At 59.2% G+C, this 22,807-nt stretch carries 19 protein-coding genes; 8 read left to right on the forward strand and 11 right to left on the reverse strand.

From position 1 onward, the window contains the following. Positions 1-67 precede the first annotated feature (67 nt). A complete protein-coding gene (gene upp, locus GXP72_RS16855; protein WP_008501641.1) occupies positions 68-694 on the reverse strand; it encodes a uracil phosphoribosyltransferase in 627 nt (208 codons plus the stop codon). A gap of 215 nt (positions 695-909) precedes the next feature. Continuing rightward, on the reverse strand, positions 910-2,340 hold the full coding sequence (locus GXP72_RS16860; RefSeq protein ID WP_048991281.1) for a 6-phospho-beta-glucosidase: 1,431 nt from the start codon (positions 2,338-2,340) through the stop codon (positions 910-912). Between the two features lie 266 nt (positions 2,341-2,606). Between GXP72_RS16860 and purM the strand changes: the two genes are divergently transcribed. From purM to ppx, 4 genes are all read left to right on the forward strand, one after another. Beyond that, positions 2,607-3,644 carry a phosphoribosylformylglycinamidine cyclo-ligase gene (gene purM / locus GXP72_RS16865; protein ID WP_024907556.1) on the forward strand — a complete coding sequence of 346 codons (1,038 nt, stop codon included), beginning with the start codon at positions 2,607-2,609 and terminating at the stop codon, positions 3,642-3,644. Beyond that, positions 3,641-4,282 (forward strand): phosphoribosylglycinamide formyltransferase, encoded by a 642-nt coding sequence (gene purN, locus GXP72_RS16870; protein ID WP_032646794.1) that lies wholly within the window; start codon positions 3,641-3,643, stop codon positions 4,280-4,282. The genes purM and purN overlap by 4 nt, the downstream gene beginning before the upstream one ends. A 207-nt stretch (positions 4,283-4,489) precedes the next feature. Next, a complete protein-coding gene (gene ppk1 / locus GXP72_RS16875; protein WP_024907554.1) occupies positions 4,490-6,550 on the forward strand; it encodes a polyphosphate kinase 1 in 2,061 nt (686 codons plus the stop codon). A gap of 3 nt (positions 6,551-6,553) precedes the next feature. Further along, positions 6,554-8,092: an exopolyphosphatase gene (gene ppx / locus GXP72_RS16880; RefSeq protein ID WP_024907553.1), complete on the forward strand. Its 1,539-nt coding sequence runs from the start codon at positions 6,554-6,556 to the stop codon at positions 8,090-8,092. A 4-nt stretch (positions 8,093-8,096) separates the two neighbouring features. Here the strand turns inward: ppx and GXP72_RS16885 are convergent, their stop codons facing one another. Further along, positions 8,097-10,337 carry an EAL domain-containing protein gene (locus GXP72_RS16885; RefSeq protein WP_208763152.1) on the reverse strand — a complete coding sequence of 747 codons (2,241 nt, stop codon included), beginning with the start codon at positions 10,335-10,337 and terminating at the stop codon, positions 8,097-8,099. A 351-nt stretch (positions 10,338-10,688) separates the two neighbouring features. Here GXP72_RS16885 and GXP72_RS16890 point away from each other — a divergent pair, with 351 nt between their 5' ends. After that, positions 10,689-10,877 carry a YfgG family protein gene (locus tag GXP72_RS16890; protein WP_021241815.1) on the forward strand — a complete coding sequence of 63 codons (189 nt, stop codon included), beginning with the start codon at positions 10,689-10,691 and terminating at the stop codon, positions 10,875-10,877. Here GXP72_RS16890 and GXP72_RS16895 read toward each other — a convergent pair. Next, positions 10,874-11,764, reverse strand: coding sequence for a LysR family transcriptional regulator (locus GXP72_RS16895; RefSeq protein WP_111967903.1), 891 nt, complete (start codon positions 11,762-11,764; stop codon positions 10,874-10,876). The genes GXP72_RS16890 and GXP72_RS16895 overlap by 4 nt on opposite strands. Before the next feature lie 97 nt (positions 11,765-11,861). Between GXP72_RS16895 and GXP72_RS16900 the strand changes: the two genes are divergently transcribed. The 3 genes from GXP72_RS16900 to GXP72_RS16910 are packed head-to-tail and all read left to right on the forward strand — an operon-like array spanning position 11,862 to position 14,365. After that, positions 11,862-13,091 carry an MFS transporter gene (locus tag GXP72_RS16900; RefSeq protein ID WP_208763153.1) on the forward strand — a complete coding sequence of 410 codons (1,230 nt, stop codon included), beginning with the start codon at positions 11,862-11,864 and terminating at the stop codon, positions 13,089-13,091. A gap of 51 nt (positions 13,092-13,142) precedes the next feature. Continuing rightward, positions 13,143-13,610 carry a DUF6130 family protein gene (locus GXP72_RS16905; RefSeq protein WP_208763154.1) on the forward strand — a complete coding sequence of 156 codons (468 nt, stop codon included), beginning with the start codon at positions 13,143-13,145 and terminating at the stop codon, positions 13,608-13,610. 11 nt (positions 13,611-13,621) lie between these two features. After that, the gene (locus GXP72_RS16910; RefSeq protein ID WP_208763155.1) at positions 13,622-14,365 is read left to right on the forward strand and encodes an alpha/beta hydrolase; all 744 of its coding nucleotides are present in this window, start codon (positions 13,622-13,624) and stop codon (positions 14,363-14,365) included. Positions 14,366-14,420: 55 nt separating this feature from the next. Here GXP72_RS16910 and iolB read toward each other — a convergent pair whose 3' ends face one another. The 7 genes from iolB to GXP72_RS16945 are packed head-to-tail and all read right to left on the reverse strand — an operon-like array spanning position 14,421 to position 22,787. Continuing rightward, complete coding sequence (gene iolB / locus GXP72_RS16915) at positions 14,421-15,245, reverse strand: 5-deoxy-glucuronate isomerase (protein WP_208763156.1); 825 nt, start codon at positions 15,243-15,245, stop codon at positions 14,421-14,423. Positions 15,246-15,254: 9 nt separating this feature from the next. Continuing rightward, on the reverse strand, positions 15,255-16,145 hold the full coding sequence (iolE, locus tag GXP72_RS16920) for a myo-inosose-2 dehydratase (RefSeq protein WP_090420156.1): 891 nt from the start codon (positions 16,143-16,145) through the stop codon (positions 15,255-15,257). Between the two features lie 11 nt (positions 16,146-16,156). Further along, positions 16,157-18,061, reverse strand: a complete 1,905-nt coding sequence (gene iolC / locus GXP72_RS16925; RefSeq protein ID WP_090420159.1) for a 5-dehydro-2-deoxygluconokinase — start codon at positions 18,059-18,061, stop codon at positions 16,157-16,159. 12 nt (positions 18,062-18,073) lie between these two features. Then, the gene (locus tag GXP72_RS16930; protein ID WP_090420162.1) at positions 18,074-19,207 is read right to left on the reverse strand and encodes a Gfo/Idh/MocA family oxidoreductase; all 1,134 of its coding nucleotides are present in this window, start codon (positions 19,205-19,207) and stop codon (positions 18,074-18,076) included. An 8-nt stretch (positions 19,208-19,215) separates the two neighbouring features. Continuing rightward, complete coding sequence (locus tag GXP72_RS16935; protein WP_008502116.1) at positions 19,216-20,244, reverse strand: ABC transporter permease; 1,029 nt, start codon at positions 20,242-20,244, stop codon at positions 19,216-19,218. An 11-nt stretch (positions 20,245-20,255) separates the two neighbouring features. After that, positions 20,256-21,803 carry a sugar ABC transporter ATP-binding protein gene (locus GXP72_RS16940; protein ID WP_024907543.1) on the reverse strand — a complete coding sequence of 516 codons (1,548 nt, stop codon included), beginning with the start codon at positions 21,801-21,803 and terminating at the stop codon, positions 20,256-20,258. A gap of 54 nt (positions 21,804-21,857) precedes the next feature. Beyond that, the gene (locus tag GXP72_RS16945) at positions 21,858-22,787 is read right to left on the reverse strand and encodes a sugar ABC transporter substrate-binding protein (RefSeq protein ID WP_008502118.1); all 930 of its coding nucleotides are present in this window, start codon (positions 22,785-22,787) and stop codon (positions 21,858-21,860) included. Between the last annotated feature and the right edge of the window lie 20 nt (positions 22,788-22,807).

Genomic DNA, 22,807 nt, shown 5'->3' on the forward strand with positions numbered 1-22,807 from the left:
TATCGTTGTTGGTGTTTTATTCAAAAAAAAGCCGACTATCAAAGTCGGCTTATTTATCGTTATTCGATTATTTCGTACCAAAGATCTTATCGCCGGCATCGCCGAGCCCCGGGATGATGTACCCGTGCTCGTTCAGGCCCTGGTCGATAGAGGCGGTATACAGCTCAACGTCCGGGTGCGCTTTTTCCAGCGCCGCGATCCCTTCCGGTGCCGCAACCAGCACCAGCACTTTAATGCTGCTGCAGCCCGCTTTTTTCAGCAGGTCGATGGTGGCAATCATTGAACCGCCGGTTGCCAGCATCGGGTCAACCACCAGCGCCATACGCTCGTCGATGTTGGACACCAGCTTCTGGAAGTAAGGAACCGGCTCGAGGGTTTCTTCGTTACGGTAGATCCCGACCACGCTGATGCGCGCGCTTGGCACGTGCTCCAGCACGCCTTCCATCATGCCGAGACCGGCACGCAGGATTGGCACAACGGTAATTTTCTTACCTTTGATCTGCTCAACCTGCACCGGGCCGTTCCAGCCTTCGATGGTGACTTTTTCCGTTTCCAGATCGGAGGTCGCTTCGTAGGTCAGAAGGCTGCCGACTTCAGAGGCCAGTTCGCGAAAACGCTTCGTGCTGATGTCATGCTCACGCATCAGGCCCAACTTGTGTTTAACGAGTGGGTGTTTCACTTCCACAATCTTCATTCTCTTTCTCCTCTGAATGGCATCCGCAAAAAAATCGCGGGATTATACCGCTTTTTTCGGATTAGGCCATACCCATGTTGCTTGACAGGGATCAAGCAAAGACAAAAAAGCCGGAGACTGAGTTCCGGCTTGGGTGCGGGTTCTGCCCGGTGGCGCTGCGCTTACGCGGGCCTACGTGTATTGTAGGTCGGGTAAGCGTTAGCGCCACCCGACAATTACAGGTTATCCCCGTTGCTCGCAATCACCTGCTTATACCAGTCGAACGACTTCTTCTTGCTGCGGTTCAGCGTGCCGTTGCCTTCATTGTCTTTATCGACAAAGATAAAGCCGTAGCGTTTTTTCATTTCACCGGTACCGGCAGACACCAGGTCGATACAGCCCCACGGGGTATAGCCCATCAGGTCTACGCCATCTTCCACCACCGCTTTTTTCATCTCGCGGATGTGGGCGGCCAGGTAGTCAATTCGGTACTGGTCGTTCACCGTGCCGTCGCTCTCCTGCACGTCGATTGCGCCAAAGCCGTTCTCAACGATAAACAGCGGCAGCTGGTAGTGATCCCAGAACCAGTTGAGGGAGTAGCGCAGCCCCACCGGGTCAATCTGCCAGCCCCAGTCGGATTTCTGCACGTACGGGTTAGAGACCAGGCTCTTGCTCTCGTCGTAATCCAGCTGCGGGTTGTCCGCCGTCGCCTTGGTGGCGAAGGACATATAATAGCTAAACCCGATGTAGTCCACGCAGCCCTGCGTCAGCGCCGCTTTATCTTCTTCGGTAATATCCAGCGCGAAGCCGCGACGTTCGAAGTAGTTGAGCAGATGCTGCGGGTACTTGCCGCGCACGTGCACGTCGGTGAACCAGTAGCGGCGGTGCATGGCGTTCATCGCCATCATCATATCGTCCGGCGCGCAGGTCAGTGGATAGATAGGACACATGGCAATCATGCAGCCGATCTGCAGGGACGGGTTAATCTCGCGCCCCGCCTTCACCGCCAGCGCGCTGGCCACCAGCTCATAGTGCGCGGCCTGGAACATTACCGGCTCGCGATCTTCGCCCGGCGCGTACTTCAGCCCCGAGTTGGTGAATGGGGCAAAGTCTTCGTGGAAGTTGGCCTGGTTGTTGATCTCGTTAAAGGTCATCCAGTACTTCACCTTGTGCTGATAGCGCTGGAAAACCACTTTTGCAAAACGAACGAAGAAGTCGATCAGCTTACGGTTGCGCCAGCCGCCGTATTCCGTGACCAGATGAAACGGCATCTCGAAGTGAGACAGGGTAATAACCGGTTCGATGCCGTGCTTCAGACACTCGTCGAACAGGTCGTCATAGAATTTCAGGCCTGCCTCGTTCGGCTCAAGCTCGTCGCCTTTCGGGAAGATCCGCGTCCAGGCAATAGAGGTGCGGAAGCATTTGAACCCCATCTCGGCAAAGAGTTTGATGTCTTCTTTATAGCGGTGATAGAAATCGATGGCTTCATGGTTAGGGTAGTTTTTCCCGTCCAGCACGCCGTTGGTGATTTCACGCGGCACGCCGTGCGCGCCTGCGGTCATCACATCGGCCACACTCACCCCCTTGCCGCCCTCTTTCCAGCCGCCTTCGAGCTGGTGCGCCGCAACCGCACCGCCCCACAGAAAATCTGCTTTAAATCCTGACATTCACTTTCCCTCATTCTGCGTTATTTTCTGCAAAAACAATTACAGAAACCGGTTTCAGTTGAATGATGTGCAAAGCCGTTTCGGGTTGCAAGGAGAATACCGAAACCGGTTTCATTTTCGTGAACAGACGCAAGTTTGGGCGCACTGGCAGGCTGCGCGTAAAAAAAGATCCCTACGTCCAGAATAGGCTCGCAAACGTTTGCCTGGACTGTTAGAATTGCGCCGATTTTTCTTACTAGCTATGCAATCGCGTGGGGATTTAAGCCGTGACCAACAAAACTTCTCTCAGCTACAAAGATGCCGGTGTTGATATTGACGCAGGTAATGCGCTGGTTGACCGAATCAAAGGTGTGGTGAAAAAAACCCGCCGCCCGGAAGTGATGGGTGGTCTGGGTGGATTCGGCGCACTGTGCGCGCTGCCGCAAAAATATCGTGAACCTGTTCTGGTCTCGGGAACTGACGGTGTAGGCACTAAACTGCGCCTGGCGATGGATTTAAAGCGTCACGACACAATCGGTATCGATCTGGTCGCGATGTGCGTGAATGACCTGGTGGTTCAGGGCGCAGAGCCGCTGTTCTTCCTCGATTACTACGCGACCGGCAAACTGGACGTAGATACCGCGGCAAGCGTGATCAACGGTATCGCCGAAGGGTGCCTGCAGTCTGGCTGTGCGCTGGTTGGCGGTGAAACCGCGGAAATGCCGGGCATGTATCACGGCGAAGATTATGACGTCGCGGGCTTCTGCGTCGGTGTAGTAGAAAAATCAGAAATTATCGACGGCAGCAAAGTGGCCGATGGCGATGTGCTGATCGCGCTGGCCTCCAGCGGCCCGCACTCCAACGGCTACTCCCTGGTGCGTAAAATCATCGAAGTGAGCGGCTGTGACCCGCTGACGACCGAACTTGACGGTAAACCGCTGGCTGACCATCTGCTGGCCCCGACCCGCATCTACGTGAAAAACGTGCTTGAGCTTATCGAGAACGTCGACGTTCACGCTATCGCTCACCTGACCGGCGGCGGCTTCTGGGAAAACATCCCGCGCGTCCTGCCGGACAACACCCAGGCGGTGATCGACGAATCCTCATGGCAGTGGCCAGCCGTGTTTAACTGGCTGCAGACCGCAGGCAACGTGAGCTCCCACGAAATGTACCGCACCTTTAACTGCGGCGTGGGCATGGTTATCGCCCTGCCGGCAAGCGAAGCGGATAAAGCGGTCAAGCTGCTGACTGAAAAAGGTGAAAACGCGTGGAAAATCGGTACGATTAAAGCCTCCGATTCCGAACAGCGTGTGGTCATTGAATGAAAAACATCGTGGTGCTCATTTCCGGCAACGGAAGCAATTTGCAGGCGATAATTGACGCCTGCAAACAGAAGAAAATCAATGGCACCATTCGGGCAGTTTTCAGCAACAAGGCCGACGCGTTCGGCCTTGAGCGCGCGCGGGAAGCGAACATCCCTGCGCACGCGCTGGAAGCCAGCCAGTTCGCCGGGCGTGAAGCCTTTGACCGCGAGCTGGTGCATGAGATTGATGCCTACGCGCCGGACGTGGTCGTACTGGCGGGCTATATGCGTATTCTGAGCCCGGCTTTTGTAGAACACTTCGCCGGACGTCTGCTGAATATCCACCCTTCCCTGCTGCCGAAATATCCCGGCCTGCACACCCATCGTCAGGTTCTGGAAAACGGCGATGAGGAGCACGGCACCTCCGTGCATTTCGTTACCGACGAGCTGGACGGCGGTCCGGTGATCCTGCAGGCAAAAGTCCCGGTCTTTGACGGCGATAGCGAAGAAGACGTGACCGAACGCGTACAGACCCAGGAGCATGCCATCTACCCGCTGGTGGTAAGCTGGTTTGTCGACGGACGTCTCGAAATGCGCGACGGCGCAGCCTGGCTGGACGGCGTGAAGTTACCCCCGCAGGGTCATGCTGCCGAAGAGTAGTTTGTTATGTCGGGTAGCGCAGCTGCGCTTACCCGACCTGTTCATTGCATTACCCGATATCCCCTTCTCCAACCTTCTAAAATCCCCAACAAAAAAAATAACTGTCATACTTTTCTGGCACTGTTGGACATATCGTGGAAATGCTCGCCATAATAAGGACGAGACGGATTTACCACGTCCTGTGATTGAACTGGAGTGTGAGCTGTAATGGGTCAGGAAAAGTTATATATCGAGAAAGAGCTAAGCTGGTTAGCATTTAACGAACGTGTACTCCAGGAAGCGGCAGACAAAAGTAACCCGCTGATCGAGCGCATGCGTTTTTTGGGCATCTATTCCAACAACCTGGATGAGTTCTACAAGGTTCGCTTTGCCGAGCTGAAAAGGCGCATCATCATCAGCGAAGAACAGGGCCTAAACTCGCACTCGCGGCACCTGCTGGGCAAAATTCAGTCCCGCGTGTTGAAAGCCGATCAGGAATTTGACGGCCTGTATAACGAACTGCTGCTGGAGATGGCGCGTAATCAAATCTTCCTGATTAACGAACGTCAGCTTTCCGTTAACCAACAAAACTGGCTGCGCCACTATTTTAAACAGTACCTGCGCCAGCACATTACCCCGATTCTGATCAACCGCGAAACCGATCTGGTGCAGTTCCTGAAAGATGACTACACCTATCTGGCCGTGGAAATTATTCGCGGTGAATCCATCCGCTACGCGCTGCTGGAGATCCCGTCCGACAAGGTGCCGCGCTTTGTGAACCTGCCGCCGGAAACCCCGCGCAGACGCAAGCCGATGATCCTGCTCGATAACATCCTGCGCTACTGTCTGGACGATATCTTCAAAGGCTTCTTCGATTACGATGCGTTAAACGCCTACTCGATGAAGATGACCCGTGACGCCGAATATGACCTGGTGCACGAGATGGAAGCCAGCCTGATGGAGCTGATGTCGTCCAGCCTGAAACAGCGCCTGACGGCCGAGCCGGTACGCTTTGTCTATCAGCGCGATATGCCGGACGCCATGGTGGAGATGCTGCGCGAGAAACTGACCATTTCGCGCTATGACTCCATCGTACCGGGTGGTCGTTACCACAACTTTAAAGACTTTATTGGCTTCCCGAACGTCGGCAAAGCCAATCTTGTGAACAAGCCGCTGCCGCGCCTGCGCCATCTGTGGTTCGATAAATTCCGCAACGGATTCGACGCCATCCGCGAACGCGATGTCCTGCTCTACTATCCGTATCACACCTTTGAGCACGTGCTGGAACTGCTGCGTCAGGCCTCGTTCGACCCGAGCGTGCTGGCGATCAAAATCAACATCTACCGCGTGGCAAAAGATTCCCGCATCATCGACGCGATGATCCATGCGGCGCACAACGCCAAAAAAGTCACCGTGGTGGTTGAGCTGCAGGCGCGCTTCGACGAAGAGGCGAACATTCACTGGGCGCGTCGTCTGACGGAAGCCGGTGTGCACGTCATCTTCTCCGCGCCGGGGCTAAAAATTCACGCCAAGCTGTTCCTCATCTCCCGTAAAGAGGGCGACGAGGTAGTGCGCTACGCCCACATCGGTACCGGGAACTTTAACGAGAAAACGGCGCGAATCTATACCGACTATTCGCTGCTGACCGCCGATGCCCGCATCACTAACGAAGTGCGCCGGGTCTTTAACTTTATTGAGAATCCGTACCGTCCGGTGAACTTTGACTATCTGCTGGTCTCGCCGCAGAACTCGCGCCGTCTGCTGTACGATATGATCGATAAAGAGATCGCCAATGCCCAGAAAGGGCTGTCGTCCGGCATCACGCTGAAGCTTAACAACCTGGTTGATAAAGGGCTGGTGGACAGGCTGTACGCGGCGTCCAGCTCCGGCGTGCCGGTTAATCTGCTGATCCGCGGCATGTGCTCGCTGATCCCGGAACTGGAAGGCATCAGCGACAATATTCGCGTGATCAGCATTGTTGACCGCTACCTGGAACACGATCGCGTCTATATTTTCGATAATGCGGGTGATAAACAGGTCTATCTCTCATCGGCAGACTGGATGACGCGCAATATTGACTACCGAATTGAAGTCGCGGCACCGCTGCTGGATCCGCGCCTGAAGCAGCAGATCCTCGACATCATCGAGATTCTGTTCAGCGATACCGTGAAAGCACGCTATATCGACAAAGAACTCAGTAACCGCTATGTACCGCGCGGCAACCGCCGCAAAGTGCGGTCGCAACTGGCGATTTACGACTATATCAAATCACTCGAGCAACCCGATTAACCTATGCCGATAAATGATAAGACCCCACGCCCGCAGGAATTCGCCGCGGTCGATCTTGGCTCTAACAGTTTCCACATGGTCATCGCCCGTGAGGTGGATGGCGCGCTGCAGATCATCGGTCGTCTGAAGCAGCGGGTACACCTGGCGGATGGCCTTGATGAACGCAGCATGCTCAGCGAAGAGGCAATGGAGCGTGGGTTAAACTGCCTGTCGCTGTTTGCTGAACGCCTGCAGGGCTTCTCGCCCTCCAGCGTGTGCATCGTGGGCACCCACACCCTGCGCCAGGCGCTAAACGCGCCGGAGTTCCTCAAGCGAGCTGAAAAAGTGATCCCCTACCCGATTGAGATCATCTCCGGCAACGAGGAAGCGCGTCTGATTTTCATGGGCGTTGAGCACACCCAGCCGGAAAAAGGGCGCAAGCTGGTTATCGATATCGGCGGCGGCTCAACGGAGCTGGTGATCGGTGAAGACTTTGAGCCTCGCCTGGTGGAAAGCCGCCGTATGGGCTGCGTCAGCTTCGCGCAGATGTATTTCCCGGGCGGCACCATCACCCGCGAGAACTTCCAGCGTGCGCGTATGGCGGCCGTTCAGAAGCTGGAAAACCTGGCCTGGCAGTACCGAATTCAGGGCTGGAACGTGGCGCTGGGCGCGTCAGGCACCATCAAAGCGGCGCATGAAGTGCTGCTGGCGATGGGTGAAAAAGACGGGTTTATCACGCCTGAACGCCTGACATTGCTGACCGAAGAGGTGCTGAAGCATAAAAGTTTTGACGCCTTAAGCCTGCCGGGTCTTTCCGACGAGCGTAAGGCGGTCTTCGTGCCGGGGCTGGCTATTCTCTGCGGCGTGTTTGATGCCCTCGCCATTAAAGAGCTGCGCCTTTCCGACGGCGCGCTGCGCGAAGGCGTGCTGTACGAAATGGAAGGCCGCTTCCGCCATCAGGATATTCGCAGCCGCACCGCGCAAAGCCTGGCCAACCAGTACAACATCGACCGCGAACAGGCGAAGCGCGTGCTGGACACCACGGTGCAGATGTACGAACAGTGGGAAGAACAGAATCCGAAGCTCGCACACCCGCAGCTTGCTGCGCTGTTAAAATGGGCCGCGATGCTGCACGAGGTGGGGCTGAACATCAACCACAGCGGGATGCATCGCCATTCGGCCTACATTCTGCAAAACAGCGATCTGCCTGGCTTCAACCAGGAACAGCAAACCATGATGGCGACTCTGGTGCGTTATCACCGCAAAGCCATCAAGCTCGACGATCTGCCGCGCTTCACGCTGTTCAAGAAGAAGCAGTTCCTGCCGCTTATTCAGCTGCTGCGCCTGGGCGTGCTGCTCAATAACCAGCGCCAGGCCACCACCACGCCGCCCACGCTGAAGCTTAAAACCGACGATCATCACTGGACGCTGAGCTTCCCGCACGACTGGTTCAGCCAGAATGCGCTGGTCCTGCTGGACCTGGAAAAAGAGCAGCAATACTGGGAAGCGGTCACCGGCTGGCTGCTCAAAATTGAAGAAGAGAGCGCCGACGTCGCCGCGTAACGGCTCAGGCGTCCGCGCAGGACGTTTCAGCTTCCAGCAGTGACTCAAGCGGTGCCGGCCTGCCAATCAGATAGCCCTGCACATAATCGATACCTAGCGCGTGAACCGCGCTACGTATCTCTTCCGTCTCGACGTACTCAGCCACCACCAGCATCTTCTTCATGCGCGCCAGATGGCAGATAGACGCCACGATCTGATAATCCAGGCTGTTATTGACAATATTGCGGATAAAGCTGCCGTCGATCTTGAGAATGTCGGCATCCACGCTTTTTAGCCGCGCATAGCTCGCATACCCGGTACCAAAATCATCAATCGCAATGCGCACCCCCATTTTCTGCAGCTGCTGGAGAATATGTAGCGCCTGCTCCCCGCTGCCGAAGGTACTGCACTCCGTCACCTCAAAAATCAGCTGCCACGGCTCAATGGCGTATTTTGCCAGCAGGCGACTTACCTCAAGCGGGAACTGCACCCGACACACGGTCGACGGGGCCAGATTAATGGCAAAGCGCTGGCCGGGAAGTTTTTCGCGATGCGCTGCAAGGAAGCGCAGGGTATGCTCCAGCACCCACAAATCCACCCGCGAGGAGAGACCAAACTCCTGCGCGACGGGCAGGAATTGGTCGGGGGAGATCAATAGCCCGTTGATATCCGGCATCCGCAGCAGAACTTCGTGATAGCGATCGCCACGCAGGCCGCGAACGGGTTGAACCAGCAGGGCGAATTCGTCGTTATCGAGTGCCTTTTGCAGGCGGCTCATCATCGCGACTTTATCCTTCAGGCTGCGCTGCAAATGGATGGCCCCACGCTGCTGAAGATTTTCCGGATGGTTGGAGGAGAGCGACAGATCGGCAACCACGCCCAGTTCGCCCAGCACCAGATAAAGATGGTTAACCGGGGACCGGACATAGCAATAGCTCACGCCCACCTGCGGCTGCAGCGGCATCCCGTCCCAGACAAAGCGAAACTGTTTGATATGCTCGTCCAGGGCTTCAATCCGCTGCTGGTGTGATTCCGCATTGAGCCGTACCGCCATGTCATACCCGGTGAGGTGATACACCTGCTCATTGGGCTGGAGCGTGCCATTCACCCACTGCGCCAGCTGCTGTTTGTACTGAATGCGCAGCAACACGCCGTAATTTCGGCCCAGAATTTCCAGCTCCGGAATGCGCAGCAGGCAGAGAGCCGACCACGGGTTTTTCGCCAGTTCACGCGACAGCGCCCGCAGGTTAGGCATATGGACGACCGGGTCGAGTAGCGCCAGCCTGCGGGAGCGTTTGTTCACCGCGCGCTGCCGGGTCGCCAGCATCGACATATAAATCACCACAAACGAGAAGACCAGGTAACTGGAAGAGGTGATCGCCAGCTGAATGTCATACCCCTGGTTCACCGGGATATAGTGGTAAAAATAGTGAATAGACACCAGCAGCACCGGTATCCAGATCAGCGACACCAGCTTATAGCCAAAACGCATCGCGCCCCAGAGCATCACCGGCATCAGCAGCGACAGGGTGTAGTTGGTGGTAAAAATGGAGCTGTTTTCATTCATCGGGAGCAGTAGCAGCGAAAGCAGCCCGCCAAGCGCGATTGCCCACACCAGAAACTCAACGATCGTCACCTTTTTGTCTATCTGGGAACGGACCTGCGAGATAAGGCTTTTAAGATAACGCGGATGACGAATCAGGCGGATCAGCAGATAGCTCAGCGGCACGCCCGTCAGCCCGCTGACCAGCAGCGCCTGGTAGTTGATGAGCGTGCGAATATTAAGAGGGTTTAATCCCGCCAGGCTCTGGCGGCTCTCATACACGCCTAAATACACCGCAAACTGAAACAGTAACAGAAACAGCGTCGCGGGGCAGAAGGCCTGCCAGAAGATGCGCTGCGCCATCAGCCGGATGTCGCCGTACGCGGTCATATTCCGTCTGGGCGCAAACACCCGGTAGCCGCCCCAGCTGAGCACTAAAGGGACGATAAAATGGAGCACGCCGGCGACGGTTTCAAACATCCCGACCGAGGGGTAATAGCGGATAAACAGTGACAATACGATCCCGGGCAGCGCTTCCAGGCCAAAGAACATCATCAGCGAAAGCAAAAATGAGAGGGGTAAATAATAGAGTGCCACAATGCCGTCGCCCAACTGCGTTAGCGTATTCGCAATGCTCAGCACGGGAAGTAAAACCACCGGTAAAATAAGCGGCAATGCCCACCAGCGGTTTTCATTTTTTTTCAGGAAAGCGAGAATGTTCATAGATGCCCGGTTAAACCCCTATCGCTCCAGAGGGAAATAAAGACAGGCATCCAACCTGACGTACGCGCCGCCCGGCAGCATGTCGGGCGAACAGTGTGGAGGAAGGATTTTAAATATCAGGGCCGGGAATCCGTTGACATAAATCAAACTACTTTACGCAAATAACATTTTGTGGCGTTTTTTCGACATCTTTTTCTTCATATTATCAATATGGTAAATGCGTTGATTATTTTCAATAACATTAATTAATGTAAACATTGACGGTTATTTACACATCACAGAATTGACCCCATCTTCCCGCTGTGCCTTAATATCCTTATCGCCCGGAAGGGCTTATCCAGGAAAAACAGAGTGAGTCAGGTCACGCGTATGCGCAAACGACATCGATTTAACACCCGAATGACCCGCATCATACTGCTCATCAGCTTCCTGTTTTTCTTTGGCCGCTTCGTTTACTCTTCGATTGGCGCCTGGTACCACCATCAGGATAAAACCCAGTCGCAGCAATCCAGCCTGACCGTCGACACCGCTGACCGCTAAACCGCCGAAGGCTGTTGCACGAGCCGAATAAGGGCCGCGATCCCTTTGCTGAGGATTTTATCCTGCCGCATGACCACCGCCAGCTGCCGCTGCAGCATGGGCATCAGCGACATCACGCATAGCCCTTCGCGATCGACCTCCTGTTCCACCGCCATGCGCGGCACGATGCTGTAGCCCAGCCCTGCGCGAACCATGCGTTTGATCGCCTCAATGCTGCCAAGCTGCATCACCGGCGCAATCGCTAAACCCTGGGCGGCAAACCAGCCGTCGATCAGCGCCCGGGTGCCACTACCTGATTCAAAGGCAATCAGCGGATGAACGTGCAGCGCGGCTGGGGTGAAGTCCCTGAATGCAGCCTGCTGTTCCCTTGAGGCGATAAAGACAAACTCTTCGTCCATCACCGGCATCACGTCCAGCGCTCTGCCACTCACCGGCAGCGTGACCAGCCCCATATCGAGACGGTTCTCTTCGATAGCTCTGACGATGTCGAGGGTGTTGCCCGTCGTGACCCCCACGCTCAGGAGCGGATAGTCGCGGCGTAGCTGCTCCAGCAGCGGCGGCAGAAGATGGATGCAGGCCGTTGCCCCCGTGCCAAGGGTAATGGTGCCGCTTACGTCGTGGCTAAACGCATTCACGGCCCGGATGGCGTCATCCACCACCTGCTGAATACGCTCCCCGTGCGCCAGCAAGGTTTCTCCGGCAGCCGTCGCCTTAATCCCTCGTCCGGTACGCTCCACCAGCCGCGTTTGCAGAAACTGCTCCAGCTGGCGTATTTGCAGGCTGACGGCGGGCTGGGAGAGGCCCAGCACGTCCGCTGCCGCTGAAAAACTGCCGCGCTGGATCACCAGACGGAAGGTGGCGAGATAGCCCAGATTAAGCGTCGTCATTCAAAGTTTCTCTTATACCGCGCATAAGGTTGCGGCCCTGCCAGCACAATACCGCGCCCGTTATGCTCAGGACAACTGCATAGCGGAATGAAAACTCATGGAAACACCTGCCCTGCCACACCGCCTCGCCCTCACGGCCGGGTGCAATCAGCTCATCAACTGGGGGATCTCGTTTTATATGCCCGGCACCTTTGCGCTGGCCATTTCAGCCGACCGGGGATGGTCATCACCGCAGATTTACCTCGGCCTGACGCTGGCGATGCTGGTGATGGCGGTAGTATCCCCTTTTGTCGCCCGCCTGCTGGCACGCTTTGGCGGTCAGAAGGTGGTGATGGGCGGAACGCTGCTGATCGCCGCAAGCTGTGCCTGTATGGCGTATACCCGGACGCTTTATGGCTGGTACGGCGCCTGGCTGGTCGCAGGCGTGGGAATGCGCCTGTCGCTGTACGATGCGCTCTTCGCCGCGCTGGTCAACCTCTACGGACAGCAGGCGCGAAGAACAATCTCGCGCGTCACGCTGGCGGGCGGGCTGGCCTCCGTCGTCTTCTGGCCGCTGGGCGATGCGCTGCTTCACGTGATGCGCTGGCAGGACGCATTACGCATTTATGCCTTGCTTGGCCTGCTGAGCGCGCTGCTGATCCGCACGCTTCCCCGGCAGCGGCTGACGGTGACGACGGAAATCGCCGCACCGCCGCTGAACAACGAGCGCCGAAACGGCTGGCTTTATGCCGCCTTCATTGCCCTCATCACCTTTGTCTCTAACGGCACCTCCACCCATCTGCCGGAGTATATTGCCCACTACGGTCTGCCGGTCGCTATCGGCATGCTGTGGGGAATCGGCCAGACGGGCGCGCGCTCGCTGGAGGTGCTGGCGGGGGCTCGCTTAACGCCCTTCACGTTAACGCTTTTTACCGCTCTCGCCATGCCGCTCTGTTTTATTGTTGGGTTGAGCAGTGCCCTGTTTGTCTGGTGTGCGGCCGGTTTTGTGCTGGGCTATGGGGCCATCAATGGGCTGGTTACCCTTGTTAAAGCCACCCTGCCGCTGGAGCTGTTTAGCGCGGAAAGCTATGCCCGCCGCACGGGCATGCTGCTTATCCCCGGTCAGCTTATGGCCGCAGCCTCACCGTATGCCTATGCGTGGCTAAATAAAACGCTGGGGATCGCGGGTGCAATGGGGGTATCGACGGGCCTGACGCTGCTGATTGCAGGGCTGGCGATAGCCATTGTGCGCCGTCCCGGGAGGCAAACTGTATCGCACTGTATCCCGCGGGCCACGGTGACAAACGGGTACAAAACGCCCCCTCCGGCAAATATCTCCGATACATAAAAATGGTTTTCTTTCCCTGTCGCCATTGAGAACTGATGAGGAGAGAGAGCAATGATTCGTCGCTACGTAATTTTCCCCCTGCTTGTCCTGACATCCGTCGCAGGTGCCCAGGCCACACCTCTGGACAATCTGACCGCCGCGGACGTTAACGGCCCCGCCGCCGTTGCCCCGCTGGCGCAGCCGCAGCCGCCTGCAAAACTGATCGTCGATCCGCCGCTTGCCGGGCCGCTGAGCAAAGGCGCGGTGTTTATCCAGTACCGCGCCGAAAACCTTCGCATCGAGCCGGTATTCGGGCCCGACGCGCTCAAGGTCACCCCGCGCATCGGGCACATTCACGTGGTGGTGGATGATGCGCCGTGGCACTGGGCTGACGCCAGCGGAGAGCCAGTGATCCTGGTCGGGCTGCCCGCAGGGAAACACAAGGTGACCATTATTCTGGCCGACCCGACGCATAAGCCGCTCGATCACAAAACCCTTGAATTCACCGTACCGCCCCACGCGGCGGTCCACCATTTTTAAGGAACCTGAAAATGAAAGCACTGTTTGTACTGACGGCAGGCCTGCTGGCGCTTTCCGCCAGCGCCTTTGCACAGAGCAAAACCAGCGTCGTGCTGGTACACGGCGCATTTGCCGACGGCAGCAGCTGGAATAAGGTCATTACCCTGTTGCAGAAACAGCACGCAGAGGTCATTGCCGTCCAGCTGCCGCTCACGTCGCTAAAAGATGACGTTGCCGCCACAAAGCGGGCCATCGCCCGCGCGCGGGGTGACGTAGTGCTGGTGGGTCACTCCTGGGGCGGCACCGTGATTAGCGAAGCGGGCAACGATGCGCGGGTAAAATCGCTGGTGTATGTGGCGGCTTTCGCGCCTGACTCCGGCCAGTCGACGGCGGACCTGGCAGGAAGCTACCCTGCACCGCCGGGCAGCGCGGGCATTGCCAAAACAGCGGACGGCTATTTATACCTGCCGACGGAAGCCGTCAGGAAGGATTTCGCGCCGGACGTGAAGCCCGAGGAACAAACTGCAATCGCGGCCACGCAGGGGCCAATTAAGGCCGATGCGTTTGGTGAAAAGGTGACCCACGCGGCGTGGCATGTTAAGCCGAGCTGGTTTGTGGTCAGCAAAAATGACCGAATGATCAACCCCGATCTTGAACGTGCGATGGCGAAGACGATCCATGCGAAAACCACCGAGGTCTCCGCGAGCCACGTGTCAATGGTGAGCCAGCCGGAGGCTATCGCCCGGACGATTGAGCAGGCGATTGAAGCAAAATAATATTTTGTAAATTGTAGGCCGGGTAAGCGCAGCGCCACCCGGCAAAAAAATAGCCTCAGTGCCCGCCATCCGCGGGATAATCCCGATTAATCCACGCGTGGTCCGCTTCCCAGGTGAACATCCATTTGCGCACCGGCCCGGCCATCACGTTGAGGTAGTAGCTGTCATACCCGGCCATCGTCGCCACCGGGTGGTAGCCCTTCGGCACCATGACCACGTCACGGTTGTAGACCGCCATGCACTCATCCAGCGCTCTGTCGTCGGTGTAAACCCGCTGCATGCAGAACCCCTGCTCCGGGTTGAGGCGATGGTAGTAGGTCTCCTCCAGGTAAGTCTCCTGGGGCGGATTATCCGTGTCGTGCTTGTGGCTCGGGTACGAGCTGGTGCAGCCCTCGTTGGTCCAGACCTCCACCACCAGCAGGCTGTCGGCGGGCTTGTCTTCCGGCAGAATGTTATGCACGTAGCGCTGGTTGTGCCCCTTACCGCGCGCTTCGCCGGCGATATCCTGCGGGGCAATCAGCCGTGTCGGATGCGTGCCCTTGCCCGGCGCGGCGCAGACCGCCAGCTCCAGCGTCGTCAGCGCCTTCACCTGCACCGTCTCCTGCGGGGTGACGTACACCGCCCACGGCTTGATGCGCTCGAACGGGCTCATCCGCTCGCCGATGTCGTTAAACTGCGCGGAAGGTGTGCTGATGGAGGCGCGTCCGGCGACCAGCACCAGACAGCGCTCTTCGCGGACGGCGGGCAGCGTCAGCGTCTGCCCCTCCTGCAGCTCATACGCCTCAAAGCCGACGTATCCCCACCCTGCGCTCTCCGGCGTGACGGACTGGGTGCGCCCCTCCGCGTTCGGCTGTTGCCAGCGTGATAACAGACGTGACATGTCACCTCCTTAAATCAGTCCGGCGTCGCGCGCCAGGCGGTTCAGGTTGTTATATCCCAGACGGGCGTAGGTCAGCGGATGGGCGATGGCCGGATCCTGCTCGGCCTCGACCACCAGCCAGCCGTGATAGTCCTGCGCCTTCAGCAGCCGCATAATCGGCGGATAATCGACGCAGCCGTCGCCCGGCACGGTAAAGACGCCGCTCAGCACCGCGTCGAGGAAGCTGGTTTTACGGTTTTTCACGTCCGCCAGCACGTCGGCACGCACGTCTTTGCAGTGAACGTGGTTGATGCGCGACGCCCAGCGCTGCGCCACCGCCAGCGGATCGGCCCCGGCAAAGGTCAGATGGCCGGTATCAAGCAGTAGCCCCACCGCGTCGCCGGTGTGGGTCATCAGGTTGTCCACGTCGTCGGCGGACTCAATCACCGTGCCCATATGGTGATGGTAGGCAATCTGGACTCCCTGCTGCTGGGTGTAGCGGGCAAATTCGGTGAGCTTCTCGCCGTACTCTCTCCAGCGAGCCTGCGGGAAGCGCGGGCGCAGGTGCACCGGGGTCTGCTGCTCGCCGTGAATGCAGCCGCTCACTTCCGCAAAGACCAGCACCTTCGCCCCCAGCTCGCGCAGCAGCGTCAGGTGGGACTGCACGGCGGCGATCTCCTCCTCCACGCTGCGCTCCAGCAGGCGGCCGGAGTACCAGCCGGAGACCAGCTGCAGGTCGTGGCGCTGCAGGATGGGGCCAAGCAGGCGCGCTTCGCGCGGGAACTTATTGCCCAGCTCGAAACCGGCGAAACCGGCCTCTTTCCCTTCGCTCAGGCAGGTCTCCAGCGACGTTTCCGCGCCGAGAGAAGGCAGATCGTCATTCGTCCACGTCAGCGGGTTAATGCCCAGTTGTACACTCATTGTCGTCTCCATTATGCGTGTCCGCGCTCGCGCCACCAGGCGATAAGCTGCAGGTAGTTGTCCCGGATGCGCGCCACCAGCTGCGCATCGTCAATATCGTGTTTCAGCCACGCGCGGGAGGCATCGCCAAACAGCGTGCGCCCCACGGCGAAGCCTTTCACCAGCGTCTGCCCCGCTGCGGCTTTAAAGTCGGCGCGCAGCTGTTCCGCCGGGGCGTCCAGACCGAGGATCACCACCCCGCGGCAGTGCGGGTCCCGACGTTCGATAATCTCGCTCAGCGCCGTCCAGCCGTCGGCGGAGAGCGGCGGCAGCTTCCACCAGTCCGGGTAAATGCCGAGGTTGTAGAAGCGGGAGATGGCGCGCAGGTAGAGCTCGTCGCTGCGCGGCATGGTCGCAGGCAGGATCACCTCCAGCAGCAGCTCGTGCCCGGACTGGCAGCAGGCGTGGTACACCTCGGCGATTTTCTGCTCCTGCTCCAGGCGCAGGCCGTGGGCATCTTCCGGGTGGAAAAAGACCAGGCACTTCACCACATGCTCCTGAGGCCAGCTGATAAGCTGGGTGCCGATGTTGCCATGCTCCATCTCCAGCGGACGCGAGCCCGGCAGCTCGATGGGGCGACCAATCCACCACCCTTCCCCGGTGATGGCGTTCAGCGCGTCCTGACCAAAGGTGCCGTCGCACAGCAGACCGGCTTTGCCCTCCAGCCCGGCCCGGCTCGCCGCCTCGCGGCTGGCCTGCAGGATCAGCTGCTTCAGCGCCGGAATGCGCTTAAGCGACGCGCCGCACTGCAGCGCCATATCCTCAAGCTGGCTGCGGTGGTCGAAGGCCATCACGCACAGCTCCGGCCACTCGCGGCGGCGGGTGGTCACCCGGTGGAGGTGGTTAAGACGCGGGTCGAGATCCGGGCGCGGCACGTTCGCAGCGCGGGAGAGATAGTCATCCAGCTCGATTTTGCTCGGCATGGCCGGGGCGCAGCCGTGGCGCGAGACCACCAGCGCGCCGCAGGCGTTGGCGTAGCGGCACGCCTGCTCCCAGCCCTCATCGTTCAGGTAGCCGCGCAGCAGGCCGGACATAAACGCGTCCCCCGCCCCGAGGACGTTCAGCACCTCCACGCGCACGCCGGTCACCGTCAGGCCGTCGTCCAGCCGGGGCGGAATGGCGTCGGTGTAGACCGAGCAGCCGAGCGCACCGCGTTTGCAGACCAGCGTAGCTTCACTGACTGAGCGCACCTGCCCCAGCGCCTGCAGGGTCTCCGTGCTGCCGCCCGCAATGTGAAACTCCTCTTCGGTGCCGACAATGACGTCAAAGAGGTTCAGCACCTCCTGCAGCTCGCGGGTGACCTTATCGGCGGCGATAAAGCGCGTTTCACCGTCGCCTAAGGAGGTCAGCCCCCACAGCACCGGACGGTAGTCGATGTCCAGCACCGTGCGCACGCCGTGACGGCGGGCATAGCCCAGCGCCGTCAGCACCGCCTCGCGGGTCTGAGGATGAGAAAGGTGAGTCCCGGTGATGGCAAGACAACGTGCGGAGGCAATGTAGCTTTCGTCCACATCGCTGGCGGTAATCGCCATATCCGCGCAGTTATCGCGATAAAAAATAAGAGGAAAGGTGTCCCGGTCTTTAATGCCGAGTAGCACCAGCGCCGTGAGGCGGTCTTTATCGGTGATCAGATGGCTGGTATCGCAGCCCACCTGGTTGAGCTCTTCGCGCAGGAAGCGGCCCATATGTTCATCGCCGACGCGCGCCAGCATCGACGAACGTAAACCCTGACGCGCGGTGCCGTACGCCACGTTGCCCGACGACCCGCCGAGATATTTGGCGAAGCTCGACGCGTCCTCCAGACGGGCACCAATCTGCTGGCTGTAGAGGTCTACCGCCACGCGGCCCATGCATATCACATCAAACTGCTTTTCCACGTTGATACCTCATCAGACAATGTCGTTCACGTTCAGCCAGCGGCCTTCCCGGTGCGAGAGCGCAATCGCGTCCAGCACGCGCGACACCTTCCAGCCCTCTTCGAAGTCCGGCCACATCGGCGCGTCGGCGGCAATCCCGTCCACCAGGTCGCGCACCTCCACCGTTTTTTGATCGTTAAAGCCAATCCCGTGGCCTGCGCCCATGCAGAACGCGGCGTAGTCGGGGTGCGCCGGGCCGACGAGTAAGGTGCGGAACCCCTGACGGTTTACCGGATCGTCATGCAGATAGAGCTTCAGCTCCGCCATGCGCTCCTGGGTGAAGCTGATGGCGCCTTTCGTGCCGGTAATGACGTACGACAGCCCCATCTTGCGGCCGCAGGCAACGCGGGAGGTTTCAATCATGCCCTGCGCCCCGCCCGCGAAGCGCACCATCGCGTGGGCCTGATCCTCGTTTTCGACGGCAACCATGTCCGACGAGCCGGCCTTCGCCGGGCGCTCCGGGACCACGATCTTCAGGTCGCCGCAGACCTGCTCAATCTCCCCGACCAGGTACTGGGCCATATTGACGATATGCGCCGCGAGGTCGCCCAGCGCCCCCAGCCCGGCGGTCTCTTTGAAGCAGTGCCAGTGAATGGGCGAGCGTGGGTCGGCCATATAGTCTTCGTTGTGGGTGCCGTAGAAGTGGATCACCTCGCCAATCTCGCCGCGGGCAATAATCTCCTTCGCCAGCTGCGCCGTCGGGTTTTTCATGTAGTTGAAGCCCACCAGCGTTTTCACCCCGGCCCGCTTCGCGGCGTCGACCATCTCCCGTGCGTCGTGGGCGTGCAGCGCCAGCGGCTTCTCCGAGTAGACGTGCTTGCCGTGGCGGATCGCCTCCAGCGCCATCTCCTTATGCAGATGGTTGGGTGAGCAAATATCCACAACGTCTATCGCCGGGTCGGCCACCAGTGCCCGCCAGTCGCCGGTGGAGCGGTTGAAGCCAAACGCCTGCGCGCGCGCTGCCGCCAGCTCCGGCGTGACTTCCGCCACCATCTCGCGCACCAGCCTGCCGCGCAGGTTGAACACCGTCGGGGCCTGGGCATAGGCGATAGCGTGCGCCTTGCCGATATACCCGGTGCCAATCAATCCAATACGAACCTCTTTCATCGTGATCCTCACAGTGCGCCGCGACGGCTCTTGGCGTAGGTATCAAACGCCACCGCCAGAACGATAATTAATCCGGTGATAATCTGCTGGTAGTAGGCCGAGACGTTCATCAGCACCAGGCCGTTAATCAGAATCCCCATGATGATGGAGCCGATAATGGTGCCGCCGATGCGCCCGTAGCCGCCCATCAGCGAGGTGCCGCCAATCACCACCGAGGCAATGACGCGCAGTTCAAAGGAGATCCCGGCCACCGCCTCAGCGCTCCCCAGACGCGCGCTCAGAATGAAGCCCGCCAGCCCCGCCAGGCAGCCAATCAGCACGTAGACGCTGACCAGCACGCGCTTGACGTTCACCCCCGCCAGGCGCGCTGCCTCCGGGTTACCGCCGATGGCGTAGACGAAGCGGCCCCAGCGGGTTTTATGCAGCGCCAGATAACCGCCGAGGGCGACGATGGCGAAGATCCAGATCGGAATGGAGATGCCGAGCAGCTCCCCGCGCCCCCACCAGCGGTAGCCCTGATCGAAACCGGCAATCGGCGCGCCGTCGTTGATCACCAGCGTCAGGCCGCGCCAGATGGTCATCCCGCCGAGGGTCACGATGAACGGCGGCAGGCGCAGGCGGGTCACGCCCAGGCCGTGCAGGAAGCCAATCGCCGTGCCCATCGCCAAACAAATCCCCAGCCCGATCAGCCAGCTCATGCCGCCCCAGGCGTTCGGATCGACGGTGGTGAAGTTGTCGCCCTTAATCACGTACGCCGCGGTCATGGCGCAGACCGCCAGAATGGAGCCCACGGAGAGGTCAATCCCGGCGGTCAGGATGACAAAGGTCATCCCCACAGCCATGATCCCGTAGATGGAAACTTCGGTCAGTATGTTGAAAATATTGCGTTCAGAGAAAAAGTTGCTGTTCTGCGACTGGAAGAAGATCAGCAGCAGGATCATGAAAATCAGTACCCCGAAGCGCTCGAAGAAGGCGATGGGATCGATGCGTCCGGCGCGTTTGACCGGGGCCTGCGTTTTAGAAATCATCTGCGTCATGAGAAACTCCGTTATGCCGCGTTCAGGGCGTTGTGGTTGATGGCCATCATCGTCATCAGCCGTTCTTCGTTAGCGTCGTCACCGTGGATCTCGCCGGTCACCCGGCCTTCGCTGAGGGTGATGATCCGGTCTGACACCGCCATCACTTCAGGCAGATCGGAGGAGATCACGATCACCGCCACGCCCTTTTTCGCCATGTCAAACAGCACCTGGTGCACTTCTGATTTGGTCCCCACGTCGATGCCGCGCGTCGGCTCATCAACGATCAGCACCCGCGGGTTGAGCGCCATGCAGCGCGCGAGGATCACCTTTTGCTGGTTACCGCCGGAGAGCTTGCGCACCTCCTGCGCGCTGTTGACCATTTTGATCTGCAGCGCCTTGCGGTAGGACTCGATCAGATCGTCCTCTTTGCGGGTGTTCACGAACCAGCGCCACTGCAGCAGCGAGGAGAGGCAGGAGAGCGACAGGTTGTCGCGAATCGACAGTCCCAGCACCGCCCCCTCTTTTTTGCGGTCTTCCGGTACCAGCGCCACGCCCTGGTCGAGGGCATAGAGCGGGTCGCGCGGCTGGTACGGTACGCCGTCCAGCTCAAAGCTCCCGGCGGTAAACGCGTCTGCGCCAAACAGGCAGCGCGCCACCTCGGTGCGTCCCGCGCCCACCAGTCCGGCAATGCCTAAGACCTCCCCGGCGTGAACGTGGAAGCTGATGTCATGCAGGGCGATGCCGTGCGGATCCAGCGGCGGCTTTTCGCGGCTCAGCCCCTTCACCGCCAGACGGACGGGTTTGTCCTCATGATGGGTTTCGCTGGCGGGACGGCGATTAAAGGCCACGTCGCGCCCGACCATCAGGCGGATCAGTTGTTCGACGTTGGTCTCCGCCACCGCGCCGGTGCCGGTGAAACGGCCGTCCTGGAAAACGGTGAAGCGATCGCAGAGCTGGAAAACTTCGTGCAGACGGTGGGTAACGTAAATAATGCTCACGCCGCGGTTTTTGAGCTCGCGCACCACGCGGTGCAGGCTTTCCACCTCGCTGTCGCTCAGCGCGGCGGAAGGTTCGTCCATAATGATGAGCCTGGCGTTGAGGGTCAGCGCCCGGGCGATCTCCACCATCTGCTGCTGGGCAACGCTCAGACGGGCGACCGGCGTGGTCGGCGCAACGTTCAGCTGCAGATAGTCGAGAATGACCTGCGCCTCCTGATTGACCGCCTTTTCGTCGACGATCAGGTTACGTTTACGCGGCTCGCGCCCGAGAAACATGTTTTCCGCGACGGTCATGTTGGGCAGCAGGTTGAATTCCTGATAGATGGTGATAATGCCCTTGTTCTGCCGTTCCACCGGGGAGTCGTCCACCGGCAGCGTTTCGCCGTTGAACCAGATATCCCCGCGGGTTTGCGGCTGCGCCCCCGCGAGCGCCTTCAGCAGCGTGGATTTACCCGCCCCGTTTTCCCCCAGCAGGGCGTGGATCTCGCCCGCGCCGACGGTCAGCTGGGCGCTGCTTAACGCCCAGACGCCGGAAAAGCTTTTTGCCAGGTCGGTCACTTTCAGTAAGGGTTGCGACATCGGTCTGCTCCTCCTTTAGAGTGAGCCGCCGCGCCAGCGGCGGCTGCGGATAAATCAGTTACCGGCCTCACCGATACGCTCAGCCTGCTGCAGGTTCTCTTTGGTGATCAGCGTCGGCGGGTAGTCGGCCCCGGTGATGGCTTTTTTCTCGCGCACGTTGGCCACCAGCTGGCTCATCGCCGTCTGCACCGCAAAGCCCGGACGCTGATCCGCCGTCACCGCCAGCCAGCCGTCGCGCACGCGGGCCAGCGCTTCCGGTACCGCATCAAAGCCGGTGACCAGAATTTCGCCCGGCTTCACGCCCTGGCTCTGCAGGGCTTCAATCGCCCCCAGCGCCATGTCGTCGTTGGCGGAGAGGATCACCTGAGGACGTTTCGGCAGCGAGGGCAGCACGCTTTCCACGATGCGCATCCCTTCAGAACGCATCCAGTTGCCGGTCTGATCGGCGACGATCTTGTACTTATCGCCACCCGCCTTCAGGCTGTCGCGGATCCCTTTAGTGCGTTCGATGTTAGAGGAGGAGCCCGGCTGGCCGGTCAGCAGAATGATCTCCGCCCCGTCGGGGAATTTGGTTTTGACGAAGTCGCCAATCGCCTGGCCGCCTTTGTAGTTGTTGGCGCCAAAGTGCGGCACTTTCTTCTGGCTGTCGACGGAGCGGTCAAGGGTGACCACCGGCAGCTTCGCATCCTGAATTTCATCCACCGCGCTGGAGACCGCGTTCACGTCGTTCGGGGAGACGATAAAGCCCTGCGCGCCGCGGGTGATGGCGTTTTCCAGGTCAGCCACCTGCTTCGGTGAACTGCCCTGCCCGTCCAGTACCTGAAGCTTCACGCCCATCTCTTTTGCGGCTTTTACCGCCGTGCGCTGCATGTGAACTTCAAACGGCATGGCCAGGTTTGGCGTACTGAAAACAATTTGCTCGTTTTCGGCGAGGGCGGCCCCGGACGTCATGGCGATGAGGGCGGCTACGATCAGTTTTTTCATTATTATGTCTCTCTGTGTAG

This window comes from Enterobacter sp. SES19 (assembly GCF_011765665.1).
Classification (GTDB): Bacteria; Pseudomonadota; Gammaproteobacteria; order Enterobacterales; family Enterobacteriaceae; genus Enterobacter; species Enterobacter pseudoroggenkampii.